Source organism: Nocardia brasiliensis NBRC 14402 (genome assembly GCF_000308475.2).
Taxonomy (GTDB): domain Bacteria; phylum Actinomycetota; class Actinomycetes; order Mycobacteriales; family Mycobacteriaceae; genus Nocardia; species Nocardia brasiliensis.
This window is the reverse complement of sequence record NZ_BAFT02000110.1, coordinates 378,419-399,929: the sequence shown is the minus strand read 5'-3', so window position 1 is coordinate 399,929 and position 21,511 is coordinate 378,419. Positions and strand designations below refer to the sequence as shown.

Here is a 21,511-nt window from a genome sequence, read left to right as displayed (position 1 = left end):
CCAGCACCTGATCACCGAGATTCCCACCCCCACCGGGATCCGCGTCGCCGGAGTCACCATGCCGCCGGCGGGCCGTCTCAGCCTCGCCCGAAGCCTTGAACACCGCGCCGATCGCCGCGCGCACGGCCGTGACTGGACGGCATCAGATGGGCGGTGAGATACGTCGCCGAGCCGTCCCAGCCGCGCGCCGGCCGCAGTTGCGATGCCACCGGAGCGGGCGGAGTTGGCGGGTGATCAGACCGGGGCGGGGACGGCTTCGTCGTGTGGGAGGAGTTGGGGCGGTTGGGTGGGTGGGAGGGGGGCGGAGAGGACGCCGGACTCGGCGACCGAGAATTCTTGTGGGGGTTGGTCGTCGGACCAGCGGTCTGCGGACCAGCGGGTTACCTGGGCGGTGCAGCGGGCGAGGTCGGGGCCTACTGCGGTGGCGCGCATTTCCAGGTCGCGGCGCTCTACGCCGTCTCTGCCGCGGTATTCGCGCGAGCGCAGTTGGCCGTGGGCGAGGACGGGGTCGCCGCGGTGCAGCGACACATCGACGCCCGATACCAAACGACGCCAGCAGGAGACGGTGAGGAACAGCGCACCGTTGTCCACCCACTCCCCTGTCGCGTGGTCGAGTCTGCGTGAATTGCTGGCCATCCGGAAGGTCAGCATCTGCTCGCCGTTCGGCAGATCCCGCTTCACCGGATTGTTCACGATCGTGCCGATCACGGTCGTATTCGCCTCGTACATGGTGACGCCCCTTCGCATTCCGCCCGCTTGCCCGGGAACTTCCGCCCCTTGGTGGGATGCCACCAGCGTCGCCGATCCGGCGGCCGATCGGACGGTGCGAGCCGAGAATGTGCACAACTTTCCCGGATGTGGATAACCGTTGCTTCGCAGGCGATTTCACGTTCGCGCCCGATCCTCGCGCCCACGGCCCACCTCGCGCTCGCGCCCGACCCTCGCGCCTACGGCCGACCTCGCGCTCACAGCCGACTCGCGTTCGCGCCCGATCCTCACGCTCACAGCCGACCTCACGCTCACGGCCGACCTCGCAACCGTAGCCGACCCGCAGCAGCGACCGACCGCGCAACCGCGACCGCTCTCGCGTTCGGAGCTAGAGCGCCGCGAGATCCGTATTCGCCCCGCACAGCACGATAACGGGCCGCTCCCCAGGAGCCGGGACGTACACCCCGCTCTGCACGGCCGCCAGTGCGACCGCGCCGGCCAGTTCCACCACGATCCGGAACTCACGCCACAGATAGTCCCTCGCGGTGGTGATCGCATCGTCGGTGACCAGCAGCGAGCGGATCTCGTGCCGGCGCGCCACGTCCATCGCGATATCGCCGATCCTGGTGGCGCCCAACGATTCCGCCACGATACTGGACACCGCGATCTCGACCGGCCGGTTCGCCCCCAGCGCGGCGTGCAGGGTAGGTATCCCCTCCGGTTCGACGCCGATGATCTGCTGGCGCCGGCCGATCGCGGCGGCGATCCCCGCGATCAGCCCACCCCCGCCGACCGCGGCCAGCACCGGTGGCCGCCCCCGCACCTGTTCCTCGAGCTCCAGCCCGACCACGCCGGCCCCGGCGACGACCGCGGCCAGGTCGTAAGCATGCAGACGCAATGCCTTGCGTTCCACCGCCAGTTCGGTGGCGTAGTCGAGCGCCTCGGTGTAAGTCGTGCCATGCCAGAGCACTTCGGCGCCGTGCGACCACATCGCGGCGACCTTGGTGTGCGGCGCCGACTCGGGAACGACCACCGTGCAAGACTTTCCGAGCTGCGCGGCGGCCAGGGCGGCGGCGATGCCCGCGTTCCCGCCCGAGGCGATCACCACCTGCTCGGCGCAGTCCGGCGCCGCCAGCAACGCGTTGAGGCTGCCGCGAACCTTGAAAGTGCCTCCGTACTGGAGGTATTCGAGCTTCATCGTGACCGGCACCGGACCGTCCGGTCCGGCGACGGAGGTGTGGAAGACCGGGGTCTTACGGGTACGTCCGGCCAGCCGCTTGCGCGCGGCCCGCACATCGGATCGGTGCACGCGGTCGATGTGGTCGTGCTCGGGGAAGACCATGGAACGCTCGTTCACAACCACACCTTGACCACATTCGACTCGACCACGACTGCACAACCATGTCCGACAGCACAGCGCCCGATCGTGGAGCACCACCCCGCAAGACGGATTTCGCACGATTGCCTTCGCAGGACACTGTGTCAGTGGAACACACTGTGCCACTCAAATCACGGTTGTGCCGGATCGCCCGCCGACTTCTGTGGTCCCCGATCACGTTTGGCCAGTTCGGCGAACATCGCGTTGTGCGCGGCGAGGTCCGCGTCGTGGTCGCGGTCGGCGGCTCGATCGGTGCGTTGCGCCAATCGCTTATCGCTGCGCGACCATTGGATGAGCAGCGCGAGCATCACCACCACGAGCGGCACCTCGCCGCTCGCCCACGCGAGGCTGCCGCCGGTGCGTTGATCGCCCAGCAGGTCACCGTTCCAGCCGAGTCCGAGACCGCGGTAGAACCAGCCGCCGAGCACCGTGGTCATGCTCATCAGCGCGATCCCGAAGAACGCATGGAACGGCAGCGAACCGAACACCATGGCCAGCTTGGTCAGCGGTTCCACCTGACGCGGTTTCGGGTCGATACCGATCACCACCCAGTAGAACAGGTAGCCGCTGAGCAGGAAGTGCAGGTTCATCAGCAGATGCGCCCCATGGGAATCCGCGAACGTGTCGAAGATCCCGCCGAGGTACAGCGCATAGAACCCGCCGACGAAGATCACCGAGGCCACGATCGGGTGGGTCAGGAACCGCGATACCGGATTGTGCACCGCGGCCAGAATCCACTCGCGCGGTCCCGGCGCCCCGCCGCGGCCCGCGGGTGGCAGGGCGCGCAAGGCCAGTGTCACCACGCCGCCGAGCGCGAACAGGATCGGCGCCAGCATGGACAGCGCCATGTGCGCGCCCATGTGCACGCTGAACATCGCGGGCGCGTACCGGCCCACCCCGGACGAGGTCGCCAGCAGCAACACGACACAGCCGGACAGCCAGGCGATGGTCCGTCCGATCGGCCAGGCGTCGCCGCGGGCCCGTAACCTGCGCACGCCGAGCAGATATCCGATCGCGAGGATGATCGCCAACGTGCCGAAGATCAGGTCGAAGCGCCAGTCGAACAGCATGCGCGCGACCGTCGGCGGCCCGGCCAGGTTGTAGCCGAGCTCCACCTCCGCGGGCGTGGGGATGCTGGTCGGCGGCGGTGGCGGCGTCCGGCCGAGGCCCACCGCGAGACCCATGGTCGCGGCGAACACCAGCACCTCGACTCCGGCGAACCGGATCAGCGCGCCGCGGTCTTTCGGGTCCGCTGCCAGCGCGGGCAGCGCGGCCCGCCGTTGCGCGTAACCGAACAGCCCGAGCAACACCAGCGCCGCCGCCTTCGCCAGCACCAGCCTGCCGTAGGTGCTGGTGAACAGCTCGTCCCAGGGCACCCGGACCCACGAGTTGATCACCCCGCTCACCCCGATCGTGGCGAACGCGAAGGTGGCCGTCAGGGAGAAGCGCCGCGCGGCCAGATCGGTGTGCGCGCCGCCGCGGCGGGCGTGTGCCAGCAGCGCGAACAGGCCGCCGACCCATACCGCGGCCGAAACCAGGTGCAGGATCAGGCTGTTGGTGGCCACGTCGTGCGCGCCGCCCGAGGAGGAATGACCGGTCAGCGCGAGCGGCATCATCGTCGCGATCGCCGCGCCGAACAGCACCGGCGTCCAACCCCAGCGCAACGCGAGCCGGGCGCCGACCGCGACGATCAACGCGAACAGCACCGTCGTGCGCCACGCGCCCGCCAGTTCGATCTGATCGATCGCCCGCCACAGCCCCACCGGGTCCAGCGTGTCGCGCACCGGCTGTCCTGTGGTGTCGGACACGGTCAACGGAATCAGCAGCGCCGCACAGCAAGCCCAGAGCAGCGCGAAGTTCGAGGCGCGCCGCACCGCGCGATAGCCGCCCACGTCCAGCAGCCCGCTCGCCTGCGGCGGCACCAGGAACGCGGCGAACAGCAGCGAGCCGACGGTCAACGCCGCGGACAGATCCGCGAGCGCGCGCACCGCGGGCAGCCCGTAGGTGGTCAACGCGCCGGGATCCGGAATGCCGAGCAAACTCAGCGCCTGCGCCGCGGACAGGCCCACCACGAGTGCCGCGACCACCGCCGCGATCGCCGCGGAAAGCGCGATCACCACTGCGTATGTCGCCGCCGGCCGGTTGCTTTCCAGATCGGGGGAAGCGGACGGGTCCAGCGCAGACGACATACGACTGAGCGTAGTTCCAGTGTTATCGCGTGGCCGCGCCGGGTTTGGGCCGATATTGTGGGCTGCGGATCACGGAGGTGCTGTGTCGGTCGTGTCGATCGTGTTGATTGCCTTGGTGGCGTTGTTCTTCGCTGCCATGGGCGTTTTCGGGCTCTTGCGGCCCAGCCAACTCGTCGACCCGCTCGGGCTGCTCGCCGACCGCGCGGACGCCCGCGCCGAGGTGCGGGCCGTCTACGGCGGCTTCGGCATCGCCATCGCGGTGATCCTCGGGTTGGCCGCCGCCGATGTCGGTGACCTCAGATTCGGGGCGTGCGTGGCGGTGGCCGCCGTGCTCGGCGGCATGGCGTTCGGCCGAGTGTGGTCGTCTGTCGTCGAAAGCCCGTCCGCCTTCTACCCCGTTTGGTTCTACCTGGTGCTAGAGGTGATCTTGGCCGCGATGCTCGTACTCGCCGTCGCGCTGGACCCTTAGCCATCTGGTCGGTCGCTATAATTGGCGCGCTGGACAGCACGACCAATGTCGGCCATGGTGGAACCCACTGCCTCCGTAGCTCAGTTGGATAGAGCAAGGGCCTTCTAATCCCTAGGTCGCAGGTTCGATTCCTGCCGGGGGCGCCACACAGATGGTGCCAACCATCGCGCCGTCACCCTTATCGGGGGTGGCGGCGTTCTCATTTCGGCCTGTGACCAGCACCTCCTGCGCGACACCGGACGCGAGAGCCAGCGTGCGCGCTACCAGGGTGATCCGGTAGCTGAGCCGGTTGTGGGTCTTGTGGTAGCGAACCTCCAGCCTTCGGGCATCGAACAGTCGCCGGGCCAACGCGTGCGGCAACTCCTCCACGCGCAAGTACCCAATCGGGCGAAAATTAATCAACCCAGGACTCGACACGTGCGCGATCTCGGTTTCTACCTCGGCGAGCCGCCCCTTCAGCTGGGTCTGCTCGGCAAGAGGTCGATGGGCATTCCACGATCATGCGTCGCATCCAGCAGATCGTCTGGGTGACGCTCCGCCGGTTGAAGACGGCCCGGCGGAACCAACCGTTGTGATCATCGCAATCTGTGACTGCGGGGCAAGTGGGCAGCCGATGTGGTCGGCAGTACATGGTCGAAATGATCTGGGGGCCGTTTCGTACGGTCGCGGACGCTGGTGGCCAGTGCGGTGCATCCGGCGACGAGCAGGAGCGCGCCGATCACATCGCTGGGGCGATGCCACTGCTGTGTGACCACCGACGCGGCTGTCGCGCTCGTGCATGCCAGACCGGCGGCCACGGTGAGTCCGCGGGCCGGGTGGCTGGTCGCCGGCGTTGCCGCCGCGGCCACGGCGGCGACCCAGGTGACCGTGCCGCTCGGGAAGGAGTTCGACATTCCGGTCGCCAGGAAATCCGGACGAACCAGGGCGGCTTTCGCCAGGGCGGCGCTGGTCGGAGCGCCGACCAGCACGGTAGCGACCCGCGCCGAGTTCAGCGCGGACCGTGAACGCGCCAGGCAGATCGCGATCGCGGTGAGTGCGAGCACCGACGCGCCGGTCAAGAGCGTGGGGTCGAGGAACGCCGAGTGGGTGGTTGTCATGCCGCACCTGCCGGGACTCGGCGCGGGCCGGGTACCGCGGTGACCATGGCGATGTGCACCAGCCACTCCAGGGGCCCGCGACGGAATCGCTTGCGCCACAGGGCCGACAGCGCGAGGACTGCCACGATGACGCCGCCGAACCCGGCCACCGAGAACTGTGTCCGGGGCTCGAGAACGGAGTACAGGAACAGCAGGTGCCCGACGTACCAGGTCAGGGTCATGCTCCCGGCCGCGACGAGGGGCCACAGCAGCAACTGCGCGCGCGGGCGGTCCAGCAGTGGCAGCAGCAGACCGAGCAGCAGCAGCGCCACGCCGATCATGAAGGTGATGCCGACGAGACTGGTGGCGTACGGGGCCGTGGCGCCGGGCATGTCGAACAGGGATCGCCAGGTGAGCATGTCGGCCGCCGGAAGCAGATGTGGAACCAGGGCCGCGACCGCCGACGCGGTGAGTGCCAGCGCGAGGCCACCCCCGGCCATGCGGCGGCGTACCGCCGTGGCGCGCAGGTCGAGGCGGCCGATCGCGATTCCGGCCAGCACCAAGGGGATTCCGTAAACGGTTTGGAAGCCGCCGCCGTAGCCCACCAGGGAGAACAGGTATGCGGCCCAGTGCTGCGGCTGGAGAAGTATCGCGGGCCCGCTCGGGATCTCGGTCATCAGCCAGCTCATGTGGTTGTTCATCACCCACACGGCGTAGAGCGTCACGGCCGGCATGGCCGCGGCGGACATCAGGGCGAGAGTCCGGGGTCGCAGATCGGTGCAGGGCACCAGCAGGAGCAGCAGCACCCCGTAGAACTCCAGCACGTTCGGCGCGGCACTCTCCAGGCACAGCCCGATGAGGAAGATCATGCCCGCGCGCACGGCCAACCGCCTGCGCGCCAGGCTCATTCGCTGGCCGGTGTACGGTCGCGCACCGCCGGTCATGAGCGCCACGGATACTCCGGCGAGCAGGATGAACAGGCTCATGGCGCGTGAGGATGTCTCGTTCTGGAGCCACGCGACGGGTGCGGTCGCGACGTCCGGCGCACCGGTGTGCAGCCAGCCCGACATATGGAAGTGCATGAGGAATACGCCCAGCAGCGCGAGCCCGCGCACGGCGTCGACGCCGAGCAGCCGTGGCGGCGCTTGCCCGGTCCGCAGTTCTGTGGAAGTGGCGAGTGCTGTCATGCCGGATACGGTGCCCGCCCGATGTGGGCGCTTCGTGGCAGCTGTGTCGCGGTTCTGTCGCAAACAGTCAGCGCTGGACCGGACAGGTCAGCGGGCCGAAGTCCGCGCCGATGGTGGGCTTGATCAGCACGGTGGCCGATGGGCGGCCCGCTTGGCGATGGACTCCCAGTGCAGTGCAGGCGACCTGGGCGACCGCGTGATCGCTGAGTTCTGTTCTGGGGTAAGGCATGTCGATGGTGATGAGGGTGTCGAATTCGGTCACCATGGGGGCCGGGCCGCCCTCCGCCTCCGGTATCTCGGTGTGCAGTCCCGGGCCCGGTTGCGTGCGGCGCATCAGGTCGAGTGCCTCGCCGACCGTCCCCAGTTTCCCGGTTTTCCGGAATTCCGGGGTCACGGTCCCGTCGGCGGCGACGTAATATAGGGCCACGCCCGGCGCGATGCCGGTCGGGGCGTCGCCGCCCGCGACGACGGCGCTGCCCGAGATCCCGCAGCCGCCGCACACCGCCGCCGCGAGCAGGAGCGCGACCGGCCCGATTGGGGTCCATTCTCGGTGCCGCCCAGGGATTTTCACGGCTGACTCCCCGCTGCGGGCCGCCCCGGGGTCCGGGGCAGGCGAACGGTGAAGCGCGCGCCACCGGTGGGTGCACGGCCCGCGGTGATGTCGCCGCCGTGCAGGCGGGCGTGCTCACGGGCGATGGCCAGGCCGAGTCCGCTGCCCCCGGCCCCGCCGCGCCCGGCGTCGGCCTTGTAGAAGCGGGTGAACACGCGGTCGGGATCGGTTGCGGGCAGCCCTGTTCCGTGGTCGTCGACGGTGATCAGCACGTCCTCGCTCGCGGTGCGAATATCCACCTGCACCGGCGGTGTGCCGTGCGCCAGCGCGTTGCCGACGAGGTTCGCCACGATGACGTCCAGGCGGCGGCGGTCCACGATCGCCTCGACCGGCTCCATCGCCCGCAGCCGCACTCGGCCGTCGTCCCAGAGCCGGGCGGCGAGGCTGTCCCGCACCGCCGCGACGATTTCCAAGGCCTCGGGGTGCAGCCGTTCGGCCGCGGCGTCGAAGCGGGAGACCTCGATCAGGTCCGCGACCAGGGCGGTGAGCCGCCGGGTGGCGTCGACCGCGAGCAGCGCGGACGCACGCTGGTCGCCGGTCATCCGATCGGATTCGGCCTCCAGCACCTCCACCACCGCGGTGAGCGTGGTGAGCGGTGTGCGCAGCTCGTGCGAGACATCGGCCACGAAACGGCGGGACTCGGCCTCCGAGGCCCGCAATCGGTACACCGTCGATTCCAGTTGTGCCGCCATGTGATTGACCGTCACGGTGAGCTCGGACAGTTCGTCGCCGCCGCGGGTGTTGCCGCGCGCGGTGAGATCGCCGTCGGCGAGTCTGCGTGCGGTATCCCGCAATTCCCGCACCGGCCGCAGCACGCCGCGCGCGGCCAGCAGCGCCAGCCCGGCCGCCAGGGGCAAGGCCAGCAGGCTGGTCAAGATGGCGGCGCGGCCGGAATCGGCTATGCGGGCCTGCGTTTCGCTGAGATCGCGCACCGCGTACACCTCGATGCCCGAGCGCGTGCGGCGGCCGTCCACACCGGTGACCATGACGGGGGTGCCGATCAGCAACCGAGGGCCTGAAATCCTTTGCAGCATCAGGCCGCCACTGTCGCGCACCGCGTTCCGGAGCTCATCGGTCACCAACTCGCGATCGGAACCCGTTGCCGCGGTGAGGTTCCCGTAACGCACCCATACTCGGCCGCCGACCAGGTCCCGTAACCGGTCCAGGGTCTGCTGATCGGGAGGATCGGTGAGCGATGGCGCCGCGGCCGTGATGCGCGCCGCCACCTCGGCTGCGGCGCTGTTCTGCGCGTCACTGGTCAACGAGGCCCGCGCCGAGGCGAATCCCGCCCAGGCCGCCGCCGCCGCGCCGATCACGGTGACCAGCACAAATGCGGCCAGCAGCCGGGCGCGCAATCCGCGCGGCCATCTCATATCGGCCCGAACCGGTAGCCGAAGCCGCGCACCGTCTGCACGAACAGCGGCGCGGCGGGATCGTCTTCGATCTTGGCGCGCAGCCGCTGGATCCCGTTGTCCACCAAGCGCGAATCGCCGAGGTAATCGTGCTCCCACACGCGTTCGAGCAGTTGCTGGCGGCTGAAGACTTGCCCCGGGGCGCCGGAAAGCTCCAGCAGCAGACGCAGCTCGGTCGGCGTCAGCGCCACCGCGACTCCGTTCTTCGCCACCGTCAGCCCGTCACGGTCGATCTCGAGCGCCCCGAATCGCACGGTGCCGCTCTGCACGTCCCGGCCGCCCCGGCGCAGCACCGCCTTGATGCGCGCGTCCAACACCCGCGGCAGCACCGGCTTGACCACGTAATCGTCGGCCCCCGCCTCCAGCCCGCCCACCACGTCGATGTCGTCCTCGCGCGCGGTGAGCATGATGACGGCGACGTCACCCCGCGCCCGCAGCCGTCGGCAGACCTCGAAGCCGTCCATGCCGGGCAGCATCACATCCAGCACCACGAGCTCGACCCCGTCCGCGGCGAGCCGCAGCCCCTCCTCCCCCGACGCCGCGACGCGCACCTCGTGGCCATGCCGCCGCAGCGCCATTGCGAGGCTGTCCCGGATCAGCGGGTCGTCCTCTATCAGCAGGATGCGCGCCACCGCCTCATCATGGCATCGCCGCGGCCCGCCGAGGCGAGTGCCACAGTGCAGTGCTCGAGACAGTGAACGCCGAAGGCGCCGAGGGTGCAGCACTCGCGCGAAAACAAGCCGAGGTGCTGTGGGAGATCACCAAATGGCAGGCATGGGATCACCCCAGCGGGTTCCAGGCGGCCCAAATGGCGGGTCGAAAGAGTGATCGTTGCTGGGGTTGCCACTGCGGAGATGATTTGAGATAAGGCCTTTGTACACCGCCTGCCCGTTGCCCGCGGCTGCGCCCGGCCAGGCCCCTGATCGCCGACACGGTCAACTGCCAAGAACGTTTCAGCGGATTGACCCGACATTCGACGGTCGATACAGTCGGACCGCCGGATCATGATCACGGCGCGATCGACGGGGGACACCTGATGAATGCCATTGGCACGACCGACCTCAGAGCTGCCTGCAACGCTTCAGCGAAGGGGCAATGATGGCTGCCCAGGGCTACTACAACCATTACGATGACCCCGACGAGTTCTGGGACGACGCACCCCTCGAGGTCGCCCGACGCCCGTCGGCGGAGGTTCCCGCATCCCGCCACGTCGGCGCATCCACCGGCGAGGCCCCCGAGGGTCACGTCAGGTCAGTTCAAGCCCAACCCCTGTCTCAACCGCGGGTGCCCAATGACGATGTCGCCGCTCAGCAGGAGCAGTTCGAGCGTCGCCGCGATATCGCGCGAGGTCGTATCGACGCGGTGATGGCGAGTGTCGGTTCGATGCTGTTCACCGGGACGTCGTCCGATCGGGCCGCGGTCGCGAGTGTCTCGAGCTCCGGTGATGTCGTCGACATCCGACTGGCAAGGGGTTTCGGAGATTTGACGCGTCCGAGCTGGGCGGTCGCCGATGACATCAACTCTGTTGCGACCGCCATAGTCGAGGCGGTCAATGCCGCGCGGTTCAGCAGAGCCGAAACTGTCGCCGACCGATTGACCAGCGAATCCGCTCGCTGACACGGGAACGCGAAACAACCTAGGATATGCATGTCGGATTTCGATCGCCTGTACCACTTGACGCAGGAGAGAAACAAGCAGTGGCGTGACCTCATGGAGGACGTCAACTCCGGTCGATTCTATGCGACGCGCGCGGCGCAAAGCCGCGAAGTGCCGGTTGTCGACGACTGTTCCGGAGCAACGTACGGATTCCTGATCGTCGATGGAAACGGCACGATCAGGTCGATGGATCTCGATCCGCAGGAGGTCGTTCGATCGAACGAGGGCGACGTACTGAAAGCTATCTCCGCAGCGATGAACTCGTCGGCCACTCGATCGCACCAAGGTTCCTACCAGGGAGAGGGTAAGAATGTCTGACCAGGATTTCCATGTGGTTCCCGAGGCGCTGAAGCTGGAAGCTGAAGAAATCCGTCAGACTTCAGGGCATTGGGACGCCGCGAAGAAGAAGATCCTCGAGTCCCCGATGGATCTCCACGCGCTCGGCTCTTATGGCAAAGACAATGCCGCCAAGTTCAATCTCGCCACGACCTATCTGACCGCGAAGCTCCGCGAAGGGGCCACTTCGATTCAATCCGCCGCGGACGGATTGAAAACGTGCGCTACACATTTCGAGAACCTGGACGCTGACTACTACCGTCAATTCGGCTACATCGACGCGCAGTTAGGGTACTGATCCGTGGGCGATACGAAGGGTTTCGCCATCCCGGCGGAACGAAACCCCAATGGCCTGCCCGCTGAACTCGTGTTCCCCTGGGATCAGGCAGCTTACGTGGTCACTTGGGCCGAACACCTCGACGTCGACGAGCCCGTCCGCGATCGAATGAGCGTCCTGCAGAAGATGCTCGGGGACCCCAGCAAAGTGTCGTCCGTCCTGGCGGCCTGGCAGGAGGCGGTCACCGAACTCACGAAAGCGGTCGATGGCAGTAACGACGGCATGGGTCTGGCGACAGCGAACGAAAACCTGAAAGCGCGCTGGGCAGGCACTGCACGGGATGCCGCTGTCGACTACGTGGACCGGCTGGCTACATCCACGCGCTCGAACAATGGCCACATCGCGCAAATCGCCACATATTTGAACGATCTCGGCGCCTACGTGACGACCGCATATACCAACGCCACGTCGAATGTGCAGAGCACCGCGGCAAGCCTTGCGCAGTACGAGGCTGCGCGCAAGAAAGCGCAGACCAACGCCTTGATCGTGATCTTCACCGGCGGCGCGGGCGGCACCGACAGCTACCAGAGCGCCGCACTAGAATTCGTGGACCGGTTCATGACCGACACGAAATCGTTACTGGATAATCTCAGCAAATATATGGTCGATACCGGCGGTAAGATCGACGATGTCATCACCAAGATCAACCAGGTAGAAGTCCCCGCAGCGATAGCGCCAGCCGCATTGACCGTTCCCGGATGGCAACCACGTAACCCGACCGGACCGGGTTGGGGGACCCCGTCATGAAAAATATCGGAACTGTGACGATGGGCATCGTCTTGGCCTCGCTCGCACTGACCGGCTGCGAGGAGAAAACACCCGACTCCGCCCCGCCGTTCAGCACTCCGCCCACCGACTGCCTCGAAGTCCAGGCAGTCACGAAGGACGCGGTGTCGAGCTATGCGGGTGAACTCTACGATCCGAAATCCGAATTCCGTCCCGAGCAACCGCAGAAAGAGTCCGCGACAGTCTTGACCTGCTACGGCGCCTTCGTGAACAACGCGTCCCACAGGGATGGCGCCGACGCAACAGGAACCCGCGCTGCCACCGTTTTCATCGCGATCACCGTCAACCAGCCCGGCTCCTGGGGGGACAAGGATCCGGTCAACGAGACCGAGCGCAGCTTCACCAGCTATCGGGACCAGCATTCCCCCGCGGTAAAGATCGTGAACGGTATCGGTGACGACGCTTACTCATTCCACGAGATCTCATCCACCGACGCCGCGGCCGAGACCGATTTCCGTGTCGCCAACGCCACCGTGCACATCCGCCTGAACCGAACGTTCGCCGGCCCGTCCACGCCCGAGCAAGGGACCGCTGTCGAGCGTCACGCATTGGAGGTGGCCCGCGCTTTGGCAGGGGGCTTCGACAGAGTCATGAAATAGGTCAGCTCGTGCCTCGCGCACGTCGGACTCGACTGCGGCACTTACCTGGTCCAGTTCCACTACCAGCTCGGCGATGCGCCCCCGCGAAAAAGCTTCCGGTGGACGAATAGCGTTGCACTCCTGGACATTTCGACGATTCTCCGCACTGCCGTACCAATCCGTTCGATCGCGGCGACCTCAGCGCCCGAGTTCAGCTCCGGTCGGGTTCGGACCCCCAATAGGTGTGGCAGTGGCTGTGGCCCCCCAATAGGTGTGGCAGTGGCTGTGGCTCGGGTACGAGTTCGCGGTCGGGTTCACCGACCAGCTCGAGGCTGCGGAAAAGGCGTTTCATCACAAGCACTGGTCGAACAGTTCCGGGTTCACCACGTCACCGGGAGTTCGTGCACCCCGTACACGACCATGTCGTGCTTGAACTCGACCTCGTCCAGCGCAACGGCGAGCCGTAGTGTCGGGATCCGCCGGTAGAGCGTGCGGTAGACCGCCTGTAGTTCGACTCGCGCGAGCGCCTGGCCGAGACACTGGTGGATGCCGTAGCCGAACGCGAGGTGGTGGCGCGCCTCGCGGGTCACGTCGAGCCGGTCGGGGTCGGGGAACCGCGCCGGATCGCGGTTGGCCACGTTGTCCGCGGTGATCAGCCCATCGCCCTGGCGGATCCGCTGTCCGCCGACCTCCAGATCCTCCAGTGCCACGCGCCGCCGTCCGCTGTGCGAGATGGTGAGGTAACGCAGCAGCTCCTCGACCGCGTTCGCCACCAGTGCGTCGTCACCGTCGCGGACGGCGGCGAGCTGATCCGGATGCGCCAGCAGCGCGGCGGTGCCGAGGGCGATCATGTTGGCCGTCGTCTCGTGCCCGGCGACCAGCAGCAGCAGCCCCATCGACGCCGCCTCCGCGACCGTCACCGCGCCGGCGGCGACCTGTTCTGTCGCAAGCCGACTCAGCAGGTCGTCGCCAGGGCCGGCGAGCTTGTCCCGTACCAGTCCGCCGAGGTATTCGAGCAGTGTTTGCATCGCGGCTCGTGATTCGGCCGCGGACGTATCGCTCGCGGTCAGCACCTTGCTCACCCGGTGGAAGAAGGCCCGGTCGGCGTACGGCACGCCGAGCAGTTCACAGATCACCAGCGAGGGCACCGGAAGTGCGAACGCCTCCACCAAGTCGGCCGGGTTCGGGCCCGCGAGCAGATCGTCGATCAGGTCATCGACGATCTGCTGGATCCGCGGTCGCAACCGTTCTATCTTCCGCACGGTGAAGTCGGCGGTGAGCAGGCTGCGCTGCGCGGCATGTTCCGGGTTGTCCATGGTGATGAACAATCTCGCCTGGTCCGGACTGGCCTTGATCCCCGGCGACTGCGCCGGATACCCGTCCCGGGTCGAATCGGCGCTGACGCGCGGATCGGCCAGCAGCGCGCGCACGTCCGCGTGCCGGGTGAACAGCCACGGCTCGCCGTCGTCCCAGATCCGCACCTTGGACACCGGCTCCTCCCGCTGCCTGCGGCCGAGCTCGGGTGGCGGGTCGAACGGGCAGCGCCCCCGTGCCATCGGATACTGGCGTGCTCCGGACCGAACCTCCGACATCGCAGTCCTCCTACAGAAATTCAGCGAACAATTGTTTCCGCATCGCCGTACTCGGCATTTCCAATAACCTGCACGACGGGTTCGTACATTTATTCGGCGTATCGGGCGCTTTCGAGGTGAATGTCGTACGTGGCCTTCACCACGGTCTGCACTCCGGTGAGGAACCGCAGTGCTCGGTCGATCTGATCGAGGTCGGCGTCGAGCTTGCGCAATGCCGCCGGCAGGGTCTCTGCGGCTTCGACAAGAGCGAGGATATTGTGGTTTGCGATCTCGATCGCGCGGGCCGTCGCGTCTTCGCGGGTGAGCCCTGTCGATCGTTCCAGGACGGCTACCGCATTCTCCGTGTCGCCGCAGCGGATTTCCTTGTCGTAGGAGAAGACGTCGTTGATCATGATGATGATGTCCAATGCTGCCCGCCGCAGGCGAAGCATCGCCGGACTGGTGTGCACTACCGGCGATAGTTCGCAGTCGTCGGTCAGTTCGATGAAATCCAGCAGCGGGTCGGACACTATATCGAGTCGCCGATGCGCGAGGTAGTCCTCGATGCTGGTTGATCCGCCCGCCGCGCGCGCGGCGGAGTGATGGGCGAAACCGGTGAGGCCCGCGGCGAAGTGTTCGCTGAATCGATGGAACCAGATCGCCGATGCGCTGTCCCGGAATCGGCGCATCATGTCGGCGAGCGCCCGAGCCAACGGCACCTCGGACGTTTCCCGGAAAGCCGCTGGGGCACAGATGATCTCGATCATGCCTTCGACGGAGGCAGCCACCGTCCCCGGCAATGCGCCCAGACTGCCGTTGAATTCGTCGTCGTAGAGAAAGCCCCAGCAATTCCAATCGGTGACCAGGGCCAGATGGTCTACACCGGCGTGTGGATAGAGACGGCCGATAATGAGCGGAAGGTCGGCCCCGATACCCGCGGTCGCCGCAGGGGCGATCCCCATGGTGTCGATCCAGTCCCGATGCGGCTCACGGACCAGCTCTGTTCGCGGGTTGCGAGCGCTGGGGAACGGGATGTGCAAACCGTCGACTGCTTGTCCTGCGTCCACCGACATTGTGGTTTTCCAATCTATTCGAGCGGCTCGGATGGTTACCGGGATCGGCGCGCCGTAACACGGAGGCGGAGATGGCGAGGGGTCAAGGTCGCTTTGACAGCAGGCTCGAGAGATTGATCCGAAAGCGGCGTCAGGCGCCACTGGCCGACAATAGTGATCAATGCCATCGTCGCCTGGGTGATGGCAACGCGGTCGCCGATGCACTTGCGGGCTCCGGCAGCGAATGGAATGAAGGCCGTTCGATCAGGCTTGGTGTGCCGCCAGCGCTGCGGGTCGAAACGATCGGGATCGTCGTACAAATCCGGTCTACGGTGAATGACGTAGGGACTGTAGGCCAGCGTGGTCCCGGCCGGAAGCTGGAAGCCGCCCAGCGAAGTCTCCTTCGTAACTGTGCGGGTGAGCAGCCAGGCCGGTGGATAAAGCCGGAGAGTCTCGTGGATGACATGGCTTGCCATGTCCATGTCGGTCAACCGCTCGAAAGTCATCGGGTCACCGGCCAGGACGTCTTGGATTTCCTGATGCAGCCGGTCCTGAATTTCGGGGTGACGGGCAAGCAGGTGCATCGCCCAGGCCACTGTGCTCGCGGTCGTCTCCGTCCCGGCGCCGAAGAAGGTGGTGATCTGGTCGACCAATTCGATATCCGTCAGCCGATCGCTGCTGTCCGGATGTTCCGTGGAGTCGACAGCCTCCTGCAGGAACGCCAGTAGGTCGCTGTGGTGGGCGTCGTCCGCACGACGTCTGCCGACGGCGTCGGCTACCGCACTCCGTAACCGCTGGTTCGCCTGGTCGAAGCGCCGGTTTCCCAGCAGCGCGAAGTGGTTGAGGAACCGGGGTGTGATCATTCGCCGGAACGCTCCCTCCACCACCGTGACCAAGTCGGCAATAAGCTGTTCCGGCTCCGGGAGGGTGTTGGCGAACATTGTCAGCACGGCCGTGCCTGCTGTCATTGCCATCAATTCTCGGTCGACATCGACGACTTGGTCGTCCTGCCAGGAACTCGCCATTTCTTTCGCCGCGGACGCGAACACCGCGCCGAATTCAGGGAGCCGGGTCGGATGAAACGCCGACTGGCACAGACGACGCTGACGCCGATGTCTGCTGTGCGGGCAGGTGATCAAACCGTCACCGATCACCTCGGCAGCCTTGTCCATGACCGGTCCGCCCTTGTCGAAGGTGCTGTCCGCCAGCAGAACCTGCCGGGTGAGTAGCGGATCGCACACCATCACCATCGGAAGGGATCCGATTCGTATCGTCGTCACATCGCCGTGGGCGGGAAGTGCCGAGATGAACGCCAACGGGTCCCGCAGCAGCGCTAACGAATGTCCGACCAACGGCAGCGCTCCCGGGGCAGTCGGAATCGCCTGATTTTCCGAACCGCCGTTCGGCAGTTCTCGGTACTGGCTGAATACTGCTCGCATCGTGACTCGGACTCCTATTGAACTATCGGTTGCGGTCGATAGCCGACGAACCGAGAATTCTCAGCTCGGACACATCGATAAAACTGGGCAATGCCGCCATGGCCGCGAGTCGATGCTGCTCGGCCAATTGCCGCGCCACAGTCATTCCGCCCGCTTTCTCGACCAACTCGGCAACACGAGCCAAGTCGGCCTTGCTCAGCACTCGGTCATCGAAATACAGACCTGCCAGCTCGGTTGCCGCGGGATGGTCCGATTCGAGCGCCGCTATAATCGGAAGAGTTCGTTTTCGCCGAGCGAGATCGTTGCCGGATGGTTTTCCGGTAATGGCCGCATCGCCCCAGATGCCCAGTAGGTCGTCGACGATTTGGAATGCGATGCCCGTCTCCCGGCCATAGGTTTCCAACGCCGCCACGGTGGCGTCGTCGGCTCCGGCGTACAACCCGCCCAGCGCACACGCGGCCCCGAGCAACGCGCCGGTCTTGCCGGACGCCATCAGCAGGTAGTCGGCGACATCGACCCCACCGCCCTGCTCGCAGGCGCAGTCGAAATGTTGACCCGCACACAGGTCCAGGGCCGTCGAGGCCAGCAGCGCAACCGCTCGGACCACAACACGGTCCGGACTGCCGAGGAGGACGCGCGTCGACAAAGCATGCAACGCATCGCCCAGAAGCACGGCGTCACTGACACCCCACACGCTCCACACCGTCGCCCGGCCACGACGCAGCTGGTCGCCATCCATCACATCGTCGTGAATCAGCGTGAAATTGTGCAGCAACTCCACCGCTGCCGCCGCCGGCGCCGCCACCGTGGCATCGGCCCCCCACGCTCGCGCCGATGCGAAAGTCACCGCGGCACGCAACCCCTTTCCCAAGGTCGAGCCCGTAGGACGACCCTCGACGTCCCACCATCCGAAGTGATATCCGGCCATTCGTCGCAGCGGGGCCGCGAGACCGTCTACTGCCGCACGCAGCAGCGGCTCGACCTGTTGACGTGCAGCGTCGAGGAGCGCGCCCGCATCCAGGTCCGGTGGGTCATTCCGAGAGCGCTGCCCGCCCACCTGAAAGCGCATACACGACGGCACCGCGGTCATATCGATTTCCTATCGCGATTTATCGTAGGCCAAATGAATTGACTGACAATCAAGCCAATATTTGCCCGCACCGTGGACGTTGTCAAGCCGAATGAGACCAACGCAACAGGGGGCCGGACGCGATGGCGAGACATTGGTGTCGCCGCTGCTCGGAGACCATGTCGGCCAGCAGCTTGGCGGTAGCTTCGACGTGGAGGTGATGGTGACCAGGGCGACGGGCGCGGAGGGGAAGTGCTAGCTCGACGCCAAGCCGAGGCGCTGCGGGAGATCACGAAATGGCAGGCACCCCGGCAACACCGGCCGCCCGGAACCTGTCCAGCCGTAAGGCATCGAACAGTCGCCGTGCGAACGGCAACATCTGCCTTCGGGTCTGCGACTACCCGTGCAAAGTGTGGCTGGGCGGCTGTCCGAAGCGTTCCTGGTAGACGGTCGCGAAGCGACCCGCTCGCTCAGCGATCGAGGCGGTCATGACTCGGACTCCGGTGTGGTCGCGGGCGAGCCCGGCGCGTTGAGGGTGGTGTGCGGGGGTTGGCCGTAGAGGTGCCGGTAGGCCGCGGCGAAACGGCCGGGATGGCTGAAGCCCCACTCGATGGCGATCCCGGTGACCGTGCAACCGTCTCCGGCCCGGCACTGGTCGAGTTCGTTGTGTGCGGCGTGCATGCGCAGCTCCCGCAGGTACGCCATCGGGGTGGTGTGCAGCTGGTGCCGAAACGCCAGCTGGATGGTCCGCACCGAGACGAAACCCGCGGCCGCGATATCGGCGATAGCGAGTTCGTCGCGCAGATGCTTCTGCATGAATGCCACCGCACGCCGCACCGGCTCGTCGGCAGTACGCGGTTCCGCGGCCGGTTCGACCGGCACAGTTTCGGCGGGCACGACGGCGTTCGCGCAGGCGGCCAGGTAGGCCGCCGCGTCCTCGGCCAACCCCAACTCGCTGGTCTCGGCCTCGACGGACTGCTGATGCGCGATCACCGACCGCACCAGTTCCACCGCGCGCATGTCGGGGGCGGGTCCGTCATACCCGCGGGAGCAGACCACGCGCAGGAACTCCTCGATCGCGGCCACGTCCCGACCGCTGAACCGCTTCCTCGCTGCCACCAGTGCACCTCCCACAACCCGACGGGCACGATCTACGTGCCGAATCCCTTCCGATCAGCCTGCTCTCGGCATACCCGCATGGACAACCGGGGACACGCGATGACACCGACCGATTTCGTTGATTGTCCTGACGCGAATCAGGGTTCGTTTTCTGGACTGACGCCGACTACCGAGGCTGGGCGTCGGAAAGGGCGTCGCTGTCGCAGGAGGACGGTTCAGCCCAGAGCAGGACTCCCGACCAGTCTCGGCGCGCGGAGGTTCTCATGACCGTCCACACCCCCCCGGCCGCTGCTGCCGCCCCGCCCAGCGGCACCGTGGCAAAGACTCTTACGCGGTACGGTTTTCCTGCCGATGTTCGACGTAGCGGAGGCTGATCGAGCCGCGGTGCGCGCCTATCAGCGGGCCATGCCCGATCACCACATCGTCGGCGTGCCCGCCCGAGTTCCCGCCGGGTCCGGCGGCACGATCCACTGCCTCACCATGCAGATACCCGCACCGAGCGCGCGCTGAGCGACGATGCGGTCCGGTCTGCGACGAGCGGACCACCGGCTGCGACGAGATCGGCGACCACCGATGAGTTCTCGGCTCCGGTACCGTCGATATCGGCATGACGACAAACAAGCTCGAAACCTCCGGCGCGACGCTCACTTACGATGTCCACGGACCGCTTCCGACCGCGGACGGGCGTCCGCCGCTGCTGATGATCGGCCTCCCGATGGACGCCAGCGGTTTCACCGCGCTCGCCGCGCATTTCCCGGACCGCACGGTCGTCACCTACGACCCGCGCGGGCTCGGTCGCAGCGTGCGCACCGACGGCGCGGTCGACAACGTGCCCGCCGTCCACGCCGGTGACGTGCACGCCGTCATCGAGGCGCTCGACGCCGGGCCGGTCGAGGTCTTCGCCAGCAGTGGCGGGGCGATCGTCGCCCTCGCGCTGGTGACCGCACACCCCGGCGACGTGACCACGTTGGTGGCCCATGAACCGCCGCTGCTGTCGGTGCTCCCTGATGCCGCCGCGGCCGAACGTGCGGCGGACGGCTACCGCGCCGCTTACGCGAAGAAGGGTTTCGGCGCGGGCATGGCGACCTTCATCGCGATGACCTCCTGGCAAGGCGAATACACCGACGACTATTTCGCCGCGCCGGCCGCCGATCCCGCGATGTTCGGCCTGCCGAGCGAGGACGACGGCGCCCGCGACCACCCGCTGCTCTCGGAACGTTCCCGGCCGGTCGTCGGCTACCGCCCCGACATCGCCGCGCTCACCGCGGCATCGACGCGGATCGTTCTCGGCTACGGCGAGGAGTCGACCGGCACCGTCACCCACCGCACCTCGGCGGCGCTCGCCGACCAACTCGGCCACAAGCCCGTCCTGTTCCCGAGCCACCACGGCGGCTTCACCGGTCCCGAGTCCGGCTACCCGGGTCAGCCCGAGGCGTTCGCCAGGGTCCTCCACGAAGTCCTCGACCCGGCCAGCTGATCGAGCGTTCCCGATGGTCGAAAACCGTTGTCGCGGCGGTACGGTGCAGAGGATCAGCACGCTGTGTGCCGTACTCGCCGGAGTGGCGGTGCTCGTCCTCACTGCTTGCTCCCCGCCATTGACCGACTATCGCGCCGAAGCCGACAAGCTCGAGCAAGAGATCTCGGCGATGTCGGGGGTGCAGCGCGTCGAACTCGCCGTCGCCGACGATTTCTTCCTCGGGGACAACTACTTTCGGCTCACCGCGTCCATGCCCGAGGCGACCGAGCCGCAGATCGGCCAGGTGATCGCCCGCATCGACGAACGCCTGGGCAAGTTCGGCGGTTTGCGGGATCGGAGCTTCGAATTCGTCGTCGGTGATCGAGCCAGGGTCGGCGCTCCCGAGGCGCTGGCGGTGGACCCGTTCCTCGATGCGGTCCGAAACGTCCGTCGCTACAGTGCCTCGATGCCCGAGGGGACCATCTCTTGGGAGGTGCGTCCCACACCACGGATCTCCGTCGGGACGAAGGGGACCGGCACAGCCGAACCGCTCGCCGCGATCCGGGCGATGATCGGCCCCACGACCGCCGCCGAGATCTCGATCGAAGCGGCCGAGCACGGGCGGTGGAACGTCGACCTACCGCTGTCCGTCGAGCGGGAAAGGGAGCTTCGCCGCCAGTTGCCCGAAAACCCTTGGGCCACTGAGTTCGTCGTTATCAAGAACGGCGCTGTCGTCCAACTGTCCTTGCGCAACACGACACCGTCCGCCGTCGACCCCGACCTTGCCTACACCCAATTATCCGAAACCGTAAGGACATTGAGCCCGACCGCCGCTAACCCACTACTCCTGAACTGGATCTGGTTCTTCGCCTACACCGGAGAAAAGCGCAACGAAGGCTCCGTCCACGCCGCGGGCTGCCATTACACGATCCCCACCGCCGACGAAACCCTCAGCGCCCCAGCCCGAACCGTCCAGCAGAGGATGCGCCAGGAGTTCGACACCTGCCGATAGGACTTGGACTCCGCAGCACACCGGCGGACCGGGTATCGCATGATCAGCGCACCCGGCTCCTGCGGCGCAAC

At 66.8% G+C, this 21,511-nt stretch carries 23 protein-coding genes and 1 tRNA gene; 10 read left to right on the top strand and 14 right to left on the bottom strand.

Features of this window, described 5'->3' with window-relative positions:
- Positions 1-234: 234 nt before the first annotated feature.
- The 3 genes from TY25_RS38080 to TY25_RS38070 all read right to left on the bottom strand — a co-directional run bounded on the left by TY25_RS38080 (position 235) and on the right by TY25_RS38070 (position 4,275).
- Positions 235-729, bottom strand: coding sequence for a single-stranded DNA-binding protein (locus TY25_RS38080; RefSeq protein WP_042264682.1), 495 nt, complete (start codon positions 727-729; stop codon positions 235-237).
- 367 nt (positions 730-1,096) lie between these two features.
- A complete protein-coding gene (locus TY25_RS38075) occupies positions 1,097-2,050 on the bottom strand; it encodes a serine/threonine dehydratase (RefSeq protein ID WP_042264935.1) in 954 nt (317 codons plus the stop codon).
- Positions 2,051-2,217: 167 nt separating this feature from the next.
- Positions 2,218-4,275, bottom strand: coding sequence for a bifunctional copper resistance protein CopD/cytochrome c oxidase assembly protein (locus TY25_RS38070; RefSeq protein ID WP_088606979.1), 2,058 nt, complete (start codon positions 4,273-4,275; stop codon positions 2,218-2,220).
- An 82-nt stretch (positions 4,276-4,357) separates the two neighbouring features.
- Between TY25_RS38070 and TY25_RS38065 the strand changes: the two genes are divergently transcribed.
- Both TY25_RS38065 and TY25_RS38060 read left to right on the top strand, forming a co-directional pair.
- A complete protein-coding gene (locus TY25_RS38065; protein ID WP_226887034.1) occupies positions 4,358-4,744 on the top strand; it encodes a DUF4345 family protein in 387 nt (128 codons plus the stop codon).
- Between the two features lie 69 nt (positions 4,745-4,813).
- A tRNA-Arg gene (locus TY25_RS38060) sits at positions 4,814-4,890 on the top strand.
- Here TY25_RS38060 and TY25_RS42265 read toward each other — a convergent pair.
- The 6 genes from TY25_RS42265 to TY25_RS38035 form a co-directional block, all read right to left on the bottom strand.
- Positions 4,856-5,113 carry a hypothetical protein gene (locus TY25_RS42265; protein ID WP_081869366.1) on the bottom strand — a complete coding sequence of 86 codons (258 nt, stop codon included), beginning with the start codon at positions 5,111-5,113 and terminating at the stop codon, positions 4,856-4,858. The genes TY25_RS38060 and TY25_RS42265 overlap by 35 nt on opposite strands.
- 206 nt (positions 5,114-5,319) lie before the next feature.
- On the bottom strand, positions 5,320-5,841 hold the full coding sequence (locus tag TY25_RS38055) for a phosphatase PAP2 family protein (protein ID WP_052383469.1): 522 nt from the start codon (positions 5,839-5,841) through the stop codon (positions 5,320-5,322).
- Positions 5,838-7,007 (bottom strand): DUF418 domain-containing protein, encoded by a 1,170-nt coding sequence (locus TY25_RS38050; RefSeq protein ID WP_042264681.1) that lies wholly within the window; start codon positions 7,005-7,007, stop codon positions 5,838-5,840. The genes TY25_RS38055 and TY25_RS38050 overlap by 4 nt, the downstream gene beginning before the upstream one ends.
- A 67-nt stretch (positions 7,008-7,074) precedes the next feature.
- Complete coding sequence (locus tag TY25_RS38045) at positions 7,075-7,578, bottom strand: hypothetical protein (protein ID WP_146154059.1); 504 nt, start codon at positions 7,576-7,578, stop codon at positions 7,075-7,077.
- Positions 7,575-8,990: an ATP-binding protein gene (locus TY25_RS38040; protein WP_042264677.1), complete on the bottom strand. Its 1,416-nt coding sequence runs from the start codon at positions 8,988-8,990 to the stop codon at positions 7,575-7,577. Before TY25_RS38040 ends, TY25_RS38045 begins: the two co-directional genes overlap by 4 nt.
- Positions 8,987-9,661: a response regulator gene (locus tag TY25_RS38035; protein WP_042264675.1), complete on the bottom strand. Its 675-nt coding sequence runs from the start codon at positions 9,659-9,661 to the stop codon at positions 8,987-8,989. The genes TY25_RS38040 and TY25_RS38035 overlap by 4 nt, the downstream gene beginning before the upstream one ends.
- 466 nt (positions 9,662-10,127) lie before the next feature.
- Here TY25_RS38035 and TY25_RS38030 point away from each other — a divergent pair, with 466 nt between their 5' ends.
- The 5 genes from TY25_RS38030 to TY25_RS38010 are packed head-to-tail and all read left to right on the top strand — an operon-like array spanning position 10,128 to position 12,743.
- Positions 10,128-10,646, top strand: a complete 519-nt coding sequence (locus TY25_RS38030; protein ID WP_146154060.1) for a YbaB/EbfC family nucleoid-associated protein — start codon at positions 10,128-10,130, stop codon at positions 10,644-10,646.
- A 30-nt stretch (positions 10,647-10,676) separates the two neighbouring features.
- Positions 10,677-11,003 (top strand): hypothetical protein, encoded by a 327-nt coding sequence (locus tag TY25_RS38025; protein ID WP_042264671.1) that lies wholly within the window; start codon positions 10,677-10,679, stop codon positions 11,001-11,003.
- Positions 10,996-11,319, top strand: a complete 324-nt coding sequence (locus TY25_RS38020; protein WP_042264669.1) for a hypothetical protein — start codon at positions 10,996-10,998, stop codon at positions 11,317-11,319. Before TY25_RS38025 ends, TY25_RS38020 begins: the two co-directional genes overlap by 8 nt.
- Before the next feature lie 3 nt (positions 11,320-11,322).
- Positions 11,323-12,105, top strand: coding sequence for a hypothetical protein (locus tag TY25_RS38015; RefSeq protein WP_042264666.1), 783 nt, complete (start codon positions 11,323-11,325; stop codon positions 12,103-12,105).
- Positions 12,102-12,743: a hypothetical protein gene (locus TY25_RS38010; protein WP_146154061.1), complete on the top strand. Its 642-nt coding sequence runs from the start codon at positions 12,102-12,104 to the stop codon at positions 12,741-12,743. The genes TY25_RS38015 and TY25_RS38010 overlap by 4 nt, the downstream gene beginning before the upstream one ends.
- A 359-nt stretch (positions 12,744-13,102) precedes the next feature.
- Here the strand turns inward: TY25_RS38010 and TY25_RS38005 are convergent, their stop codons facing one another.
- From TY25_RS38005 to TY25_RS37985, 5 genes are all read right to left on the bottom strand, one after another.
- On the bottom strand, positions 13,103-14,314 hold the full coding sequence (locus TY25_RS38005; RefSeq protein ID WP_042264662.1) for a cytochrome P450: 1,212 nt from the start codon (positions 14,312-14,314) through the stop codon (positions 13,103-13,105).
- Positions 14,315-14,403: 89 nt separating this feature from the next.
- Entirely contained in the window at positions 14,404-15,507 is a 1,104-nt protein-coding gene (locus TY25_RS38000; protein ID WP_146154062.1) for a terpene synthase family protein, read from the bottom strand.
- Positions 15,402-16,784 (bottom strand): cytochrome P450, encoded by a 1,383-nt coding sequence (locus tag TY25_RS37995; protein WP_042264658.1) that lies wholly within the window; start codon positions 16,782-16,784, stop codon positions 15,402-15,404. Before TY25_RS37995 ends, TY25_RS38000 begins: the two co-directional genes overlap by 106 nt.
- A 22-nt stretch (positions 16,785-16,806) precedes the next feature.
- On the bottom strand, positions 16,807-17,853 hold the full coding sequence (locus tag TY25_RS37990) for a polyprenyl synthetase family protein (protein ID WP_042264928.1): 1,047 nt from the start codon (positions 17,851-17,853) through the stop codon (positions 16,807-16,809).
- Between the two features lie 486 nt (positions 17,854-18,339).
- A complete protein-coding gene (locus tag TY25_RS37985; RefSeq protein ID WP_146154063.1) occupies positions 18,340-18,972 on the bottom strand; it encodes a helix-turn-helix transcriptional regulator in 633 nt (210 codons plus the stop codon).
- A gap of 288 nt (positions 18,973-19,260) precedes the next feature.
- Here TY25_RS37985 and TY25_RS42260 point away from each other — a divergent pair, with 288 nt between their 5' ends.
- From TY25_RS42260 to TY25_RS37975, 3 genes are all read left to right on the top strand, one after another.
- Positions 19,261-19,482, top strand: coding sequence for an agmatine deiminase family protein (locus TY25_RS42260; RefSeq protein ID WP_369405394.1), 222 nt, complete (start codon positions 19,261-19,263; stop codon positions 19,480-19,482).
- Positions 19,483-19,579: 97 nt separating this feature from the next.
- Positions 19,580-20,449, top strand: a complete 870-nt coding sequence (locus TY25_RS37980; RefSeq protein WP_042264656.1) for an alpha/beta fold hydrolase — start codon at positions 19,580-19,582, stop codon at positions 20,447-20,449.
- Between the two features lie 43 nt (positions 20,450-20,492).
- Positions 20,493-21,440, top strand: coding sequence for a hypothetical protein (locus tag TY25_RS37975; protein ID WP_146154064.1), 948 nt, complete (start codon positions 20,493-20,495; stop codon positions 21,438-21,440).
- The last annotated feature ends 71 nt before the right edge of the window (positions 21,441-21,511 follow it).